Consider the following 7,886-nt stretch of genomic DNA (forward strand, 5'->3'; position numbering starts at 1 on the left):
ATACCGGTTAAAACGTGGATCCTTCCGTGGGGGAAGGATTTTTTGTTTTTGGGGAGTCCGGAAAATTGCAAAAACTTTAACGTTCACTGCTGACCGAAGAACGGAGGCATTGCTTATCAAGCAATGCTTTTTTTTCTTAGCTAAACATACTAAATTTCTCACAATGTAAAATAAATGGCGGTTTTACTAAAAACGCCGTTTACCGATGATTCCTCTTAAGGACAACCGGCAAATATAAAGTGCATAAGGAGGTGATGCAGGGCAAGGCTCAAAAAAAAATCAGGTATGAGTTTGGAGGGGGTGAAGTAGGAAGATTATCATGGGAAAACAACCAACATGGCGCAACATCAGGGAGTCTCCAGGATTCCTAATAAAAATTGTAGGAGGAAACTTTACAATGAAAAAGATTAGGAAAAAAGGAACAAAACTGTTAACGATGCTCGTTGTGCTGACGATGATTTTTTCATTGTTCCCGGCAACCGGTGTTTTGGCGAATACGGTTAACAATGTAAAAGTTATCGCTTATAGCGTAACACCGTCCGGCGGGAATTACACGACGAGCATCCTGCACGAAGGCACATATAATGTGAGCTCGGGCAGCTATTCCGCGACGACAAACAACTATATGGGTTTGGACGCAAACTTAACTACCAGCGCGGCCTGCGTATTTGACGCGTGGTACCTGGCCGCCGGGGCCTTGGGTTTTGACGAATCCGACTGCTCCACAAATGTTTCAGCGGGAAATGTTTACGTTGCGAAATTTGACAACCGCGACTCTTCGACCTACGGTCTGGCGAACAGCGGCTGGATGTTTACGGTCAACGACGAAATCCCGGTAGACGCCAACGGAGTCGGTTATGATGCGGCGCACGCCGCGCTGCAAAGCGGCGACGTTGTATCGATCTTTTATGTGACGGATTATACGAAGACAAAATATCTGTATTTCGACGAGACCGGCGCGACGACGTCCGGCCAGAAAATCCTGGCGGACGGCGCGGACGACGAAACGCTGTACCTCAAGCTGATGGAATACAGCCTGAACATGTCGGATAAGTACGTAACGCCGAAATCCGGCGCGGCTGCCGGCATCAGCACGACCGGGGATTCCAGCAGCATCGCGGAAATCGGTAGCACGGGCGTTTACACCGTGGGGGTGACGAGCACATCCGTCACAGGCATTAAAACCGCCGCCGGGCAGACGTACTCCGCCACGGCGCAACTGATTCCCGCCTATTATCCGATTGATTCGACCTATACGATCGCAATCGGCGCCGCGAAAACCGCGCTGAACGCCGTGATTACCGCCTATGCGGATGAAGAAGCGGCGCAAAGCAGCTACACCGCTGCGAGCTGGAACCCCTTTGACGCGGCCTATGACGACGCCGTCGCTGTGTATAACAACGGAAGCGCCACGGTAAATCAGGTGCTTTCGGCGACAAACCGGCTCAAACGCTTAGGCGCCGATCTCATCCGCGTCAACGACGCGCGCCTTAATTACCTCGGCGTAAGCTATCCGTTTACTTACACGCCGGCGTTCTCGCCCGATACGCATACTTACACGTATGACAACGGCTGGCTGACCAGCGAAACCTATCAGCTCGGGTTTATCAATCCGAGTACGACGATAACCAACGCAACCATCAGCGGCAGCGGCGGCTCGATCAGTTATGACAACGGCGCCGACACCGTGAGCCCCTCGGGCATGACGACGGGCAATTACACGATTACGATCTATTTAAGCTGCGGCACCGGGACCGAAAATTACACAATCAACATCAGCAAGCCGAACCCGGACGGATTGCCCAATGCCGTGATCGGCTATCTCGTCGCGCCGAGCCAATACGCGACGGGCACGAGCTACGGCAGCATCTCCTCGGACGATGCCAACACGCTGACCCCCACGCCACCTGCTTACGTCAAAACCCTGGCCAGCGGCGGGCTGGTTTCGATCGGCGGCTTCGGCGGCTATATCGTCTATGAATATTCCACGCCGCTCGTGGACAGTCCGAACAATCCTTACGGCGTAGACTTTATTGTTTACGGCAACGCCTTTGTCAGCGGCTCCGGGACCTGGGCGGAACCCGGCATTGTGCAGGTGGCTGAAAATATCGGAGGTCCGTGGTACACGATCGCGGGCAGCGAACATTACAGCGCTACGTCGGAACCCGTTCCTCAAATCTATTGGAAAATGAACGGTACGACCGTCCGCTATTCGCTCGATGACGGCAGCACCTGGACCGATTTCAAAACCAACGCCGCGGAATGGTGGCCGGAATACGCTGCTCCTGAGAATTACGGGGCGACGTCAAACCATAACGACTTTACAAGCCATGTCCCCATGTTTGACGCTGATGATCTTAAATTCGCAAACCTCGTTAAGCTTGCCGACAACGTAACCTATCAGTTCGGTTACTGCGACGTGCACGCGAACGGGACGGTTACCCGAACTGCCGCCAATCCCTATACCGCGACGTATCAAACAGCCGTAGGCGACGGCATCGACCTCGCCTGGGCGGTGGATTCAGACGGCAATCCTCTTACGAATCTAAGCACAAGGCAATTCAAATATGTCCGCATCTACACGGGCGTGCTTGAAAACGCCGGCGCCTTCGGCGAAGTCTCGACCGAAGTGACTGCGGTTAAGGTGGCGAGCCCGGCCGGATCACCGGTCGGCACTACGTCCGCGCCCACGGCTTTGACCGTCGGCGGCGCCGACCACTTATCCGACTTAGAGGGCGGTATTCCCGATACGCCCATCTACATTCCGGAAGACACCCCAACGACGGTAAGCGTTACCGCTACTTCCGGTTATGCCGTGTTTGTAAACAACGCGAAAGGAACGACGACTTCAAGTCAGAGCTATACCCTTGCCGAGGGAGAACAGCAAGTTGTACGTGTTATCGTGCAGAACGGGACAGCGCAGCCCTATATCGCTTACTTGTTACTTGAAGGCGTGTCCTAACGATTTGTATATGAGCGAAACATTGCTCGTATACAAGCTAAAGCTGCAAAACTAACATCAGGGAACCGTCCGTACGGACGGCTCCCTACTATACTATACAATAGAAGGAGCTTTACCAATGACAGATGCCCATTCAAACCGGAATATCTCAATAAAGCTGGTTCTTGTTTTTTTTACGATTATTCTCCTGGCCGGTTTATTCCCCGCATTGGCAGGCGCCGCTGTCATCAATCCCGACGAAAAACCGGCAATTAATACTTATTTTTTATTGGAAAATCCTTATGATACAGACAGATCAGGAACAACGTATAATAAAAACGGTTTTGTATCCAATCCCATCATCCCGCTGCGCAAAGTCGAGGCCGCGCCGTTCAGTATCAAGGCGCTGGCGGCGGAGTACGGACACGCCGGCATGTTCAGCGCCGAGTTTGTCGACGCGACGGAGAGCGTTTCGGCGGCGCACGTCCTGATTCAGGCGATCATGGATTATCACGCCGCGCGAGGGACAACGATTGATCCGTTCGATCCGGCCTATATCGGCTGGAACACCGACGGCACGATCACTTCCGTGATGGGCGTTACCATTGCAGCGGAAAGCAGACCGTCGCCGGCATTAAATTTCGACGCGATGAAAGTGCAGGTGATTCCTGAAGGGATTACGCCGCCGGACAACTGGATAAGCGGCAGCGCGTCAAATATTGCTTCGGTCGGCAACATAGCGGCAAATTCCGTCGTAAAACTGACGCGAATTGCGCCGACTGTTGCTAATCCCGATAAAGAAAGGATTTTTGCATCTTCGGCCGCCGAAATAACGCAGACCATCGATGAACCGTTAAAAATTTATACCCGAACTATTATGTGGTCTACGTTGTCCGGCAGCTACGCATTAAAAACCTCTTATGGTACAGCTGTTTATACCGCTAAAATATATTGCTATAATCCTTTTAATCAAACCTATACCGATGTAACCTCTGATCCATCGTTTATTGCTGCCACTCACGGTGAACCGAACATCACGACCGGAAACGGTTCCTATTATGAAATCACCTTTGCGGCCAACGGGCAATATATCGTTGCCTTGCAATTAACCAACACCAGCACTTATTACAGTATGACATCCTATACCATGGTCAATTTTTCCGGCAAAGCCGCCTCAGTCGATCTGACGGCTTTGGAAAGCGCGATAGCAAACGCGCAAAGCAAAACGCCGGACAACTATTATCCGGCAAACGACCGCTGGAACGGAACCGATACCAGCGCCAACGGCTTTTACGCCGACATGCAGACGGCGCTTGCCGCCGCCCAGCTTGCGCTCAACTCCCCCGACCAGCAAGTCATAGACAACGCCGCGGCGGCGCTGAATACGGCCGCCGGCAAGCTGATCCCGAAAACAAAGGTCAACGCGACCGTCCTGCACGAAACGTTGCAGGCGAACGGCAGCATTGACACCGCGGCGTATACGGCGGAAAGCGCGGCCAATTACGGCACAGCGCGCGATGCGGCGCAGACGCTTTACGCCGGCGGCGCGGTTGCGCAGACGGTTTATTCCGAAGGCGCGCAGGCGGATATCGAGGACAAGGCGGCGGCGCTGAACGCCGCGGCTGCCGACCTCCTGACAAATACGGAGGTGGAGGCGGCGGAAAAGGTCAGGGCTAATCTGAACGCGCTGCTTGCGCTCGTCGCAGGATTCGATCAAAGCGCCTACACGCCCGCGAGCTGGACGCTGCTGACAAGCGCAAAAGCAGAGGCTGAAGCCGTCAAAGACATTGCAGTGACCACCAAGGCGCAGGCCGCCGCGGTCACCCTCCCCTACAACAATCTCTGGGATGTTTACCTGCACAAGCTCGTCGACGCGGACGGCGTCGTGCACGTGAGCCTGCGGGTCGAGGGCGCGGCGGGGCGGTACGGCACGCTGTATCTGAACGATTCGATGAGCGTGTCCGTCAAATCGGCTGAGGACATGCGCACAAAGTATTACGATACGGATAACCTTACCCCGTCGGCCACGCCGAACGTCATGCACCTGATCGCCGCCATGTGGGACGAAACGGGTATTCCCACCCCTTACTACGGCAGCAACAAACCGATCACCTTTAAGCAAACGGACGGCTTTATCGGCAAGCTGTTCGACAGCAGCGGGGCGGAGGCGCTTATCGGCTATCGCTCGCATATCTATATCAACGGGGTTTTGATCGACCCGTCGGTCAGCGACACGGAACTCTACGCCGCGCTGCACGAGGGCGACGCAGTCGTTTTGGCAAGCTATCCCGTCCAAGATGAAAATGGTATTTATAATCAACAACGCTATTACGCGCGCTTCACCGGCGACGCGATCACCGACGGCGCGGTCACGGTAGCGACGGGAGAGGCCTTCAGCCTGACCGCCGAAGCCAAGGACGGCTTTGACCTGAGCGGAAGCTACGCGCCGATCAAAGGCCTGCAGATCTTCGTGAGCGAGGCAGGCGCGCTCGGCGCGACGAAGGCCACGGGCATTAAAACCGGCAATAACGGAAGCTTCAGCTACACATTCACCCAGCCCGGCGATTACGTCGTCGAGGCCTATCTGTCCGACCAGACCGCGAAGGCCTCGACCGTGCCCGCGCGCGTCGTCGTGCACGTAACCGGCACGGACTACGGCGAGATAACGACGGTAATCGACCCGATCGTCAATAACATCGCTTCCTATTTCACGACCACCTGGACGATGGGCGCCGGCACGCTCGGCGGCGACTGGACGAACATCGGCATGCAGGTCTACGGCCGGACTCTGCTGACAAGCGAAGCGGAGCTCAATGAATTCGCCGTTTTATCCGTTGCGCAGCTCCGGACCAATGTTGTCTGGACGGATTACGCGCGCATCGGGCTGGCCTTAAGCTCGCTTGGCTTCGATGTGTCCGACCTCGACCAATACAATCTTGATTTCAAAGACCACTCCGGAAATCCCGTACACAGCCTGATCGACGGGCTTGTTAATTTCGATAACGATTATACCTTAAACGGTCCTGTTTATGCCCTGCTCCTCTTGGATTCCAAGGATTATGAAATCCCGGCAGGCGCGAAATGGACGCGTGACGCCCTCGTTGAGGCGGTGCTCGAATACCGCGGCGCCAACGGCGCCTTCAGCCTGACCAATCGCCTGAACGGCAAAGGGAGCGCCAACGACACCGACCTGACGGCGATGGCCTTGCAGGCGCTGGCGCCCTACCGCAGCCGCGCGGACGTCGCGGCTGCGGCCGGCAAGGCCGTGACCTGGCTCTCGAGTGTGCAGTGGGAGTCGGGCGGCTTTCAAGCGTCGCAGTACACGGGCACAGCTGGCGTGACGAGCGAATCGACCGCGCAGGTGATTATGGCCTTGTGCGCGCTCGGGATTGACCCGGTCGCGGACGCGCGCTTCATCAAATCGGGACAAGAAGCGCCCTTTGGTACTTTTGCTCCGCATTCCGCCATCGCCGGGCTGCTTGACTTTATCACGCCCGACGGCGCGGGCTTCGCCCATTCGCGCGATACTCAGAATCTGTATGGCGACCAGCGCGACAAAAACGAATTCAACAGCATGGCGACCGATCAGGGCTTCCTCGCCTTATTGGCGTACCAGAACTTTGTCAGAAACGGCGGCCAGCCGACCTGCGTGTATGATTTCGGAGCGCTGAACGCGGGAGCCGCGGACAAAACGAATCTCGCCAAAATGCTTGAGATCGCCCGCCAGATCACGGACGAAGGGTACACGGCCGCGTCGTGGACAGACTTTCAGCAGGCGGTCAACCGCGCTTCCGCCGTTAACGACAACGCCGCGGCGAGGCAGAAGCAGGTCGACGCCGCCTGGATCGAGCTGACGAACGCGCTCGCCTCCCTGACGCCGCGCCTCACGAACGCCCAATTGAGCGCGATCATCGCTGTTCTGGAGACGGAGACGAGTTTCCCCGCCGGGGATTATGATGATAGAGATCTAGATGGTGGTATAGGCTTTGGGACTTACTATAACTATCTTACCGCGCTCGACGCTGCAAAGACTGTTGCGGCCAGCGAAAACGCGAGCGAAGCCGAAATCAACGCGGCGCTCGACGGAATTGAAACGGCAATCAACGGGTTGAGAGTTTGGCCGAGCGACACCGACATAAGCGTTATGGGCATGCTGGCGCCGGGTGCGGATAGATACTTCGACGGCGACCATATTTACGAATTTTTTAGCGACACCGGGATGGAAGGTCAAGGCATAAGCGGGGCTGGAAGCGTCGGGGTTTATGGACTTTTGCATCCTGACCCCAGCACCGTTTATAGCAAAGAAGTGAACGTAATTAAGACAATCACCGCCTACAAAAACGGCACGCGCGGCTTGGTCTTCAAAGACGACGCTGAAGCGCTCGCAGTCTTGACCGACACAACGCAGACGACGGGCGCCTACTATTTCAGCCTGACCCAGATGATCGCCCGGGCGGAGAGCCTGGGGGCGGACACGCGCTACACGCAGGCGACGCGCGAAGCCCTGGCCGCGGCTGCGACGCAGGCCGGGGAGATCCTCGGCGCCTACCTGGCGGGACAAAGCGCGCCGGGCGATGGCGATGAAGAAACCACGCCGGGCGATGGCGATGAAGAAACCACGCCGGGCGATGGCGATGAAGAAACCACGCCGGGCGATAGCGATGAAGAAACCACGCCGGGCGATAGCGATGAAGAAACCACGCCGGGCGATGGCGATGAAGAAACCGCGCCGGGTGATGGCGATGAAGAGACCACGCCGGGTGATGGCGAAACCACGCTGGGCGCTGCCCAGATCGCGGCGGCAGACACGGAACCCTTGGATGCTGAAGAGACCACGCCGAGCGCTGCGCAGGTCGCGGCGGCGGGCACGGAACTTCTCTATGCCCTCAACAATCTGGAATACGACAAGACGGACCTCCAGGTCTTGATTTCCGAGGCCCAGGCC

Annotated in this window: 2 protein-coding genes; both read left to right on the top strand. The window is 56.3% G+C overall.

Annotated features, from left to right (window positions below):
- Positions 1 to 397 precede the first annotated feature (397 nt).
- Positions 398 to 2,962, top strand: a complete 2,565-nt coding sequence (locus tag VN622_05540; GenBank protein ID HWR35316.1) for a hypothetical protein — start codon at positions 398 to 400, stop codon at positions 2,960 to 2,962.
- Positions 2,963 to 3,080: 118 nt separating this feature from the next.
- The coding region (locus VN622_05545) for a hypothetical protein (protein HWR35317.1) at positions 3,081 to 7,886 on the top strand (4,806 nt) is incomplete at its 3' end.

The sequence above is a fragment of the Clostridia bacterium genome (assembly GCA_035561135.1).
Lineage (GTDB): Bacteria > Acidobacteriota > Terriglobia > Terriglobales > Acidobacteriaceae > DATMYA01.

What these genes read in the sequence shown, in the direction of transcription:
- VN622_05540 (HWR35316.1), top strand. Translation starts at nt 398, where the DNA reads ATGAAAAAGATTAGGAAAAAAGGAACAAAACTGTTAACGATGCTCGTT.